At 49.2% G+C, this 510-nt stretch carries 1 pseudogene; it reads right to left on the bottom strand.

The features are described 5' to 3' along the window. Positions 1 to 510: pseudogene (locus PV407_RS14115) on the bottom strand (IS3 family transposase); the annotation flags it as partial.

Here is a 510-nt window from a genome sequence, read left to right as displayed (position 1 = left end):
GCCATTCGGTACTCAACCGGAGAGCGGTCGCCGAGTTTTTTCTGAAAGCGTTCATGGTTATAAAACTCTATATATTCTGCAATGAGACGACGTGCTGCATGCCCATCGTTCGGGCGCTTGAGGTACAATTGCTCGGTCTTCAGATGAGAGAAGAACGACTCCATACATGCATTGTCAAAACAGTTGCCCCTTCTGGAGTGACTGCCCTGTAGTCCTTGAGCCGATAGTTGAGTCTCGTAAGCTTTGTGCGTGTATCCCCTGGTCGGAGTGTAGAACCGCATCCTTACGGGTACCGAGCTGCTTAACGGTGTCGAGCACAAGTTGCAAATCATTACGCTCTGAAAACTCCCAAGCGACAATCTCATTGTTATGCAGATCCATTTTGTGACCAGCTTGGTGAATGGAGCGTCTGCGTGAAAGTCTCTGTTCAGGACATTTGCAAACACGACAGAAGGTTTACGTCCGGCATTCGGACGCTTCTTGCGAATAACTGACCGGATTCCAAGCTCT

Origin of the sequence: Paenibacillus sp. GYB003 (genome assembly GCF_036577625.1) — a bacterium.
Classification (GTDB): domain Bacteria; phylum Bacillota; class Bacilli; order Paenibacillales; family NBRC-103111; genus Paenibacillus_AB.
Note: the sequence above shows the minus strand (reverse complement) of the source record. Positions and strands in the feature narration are given on the sequence as shown.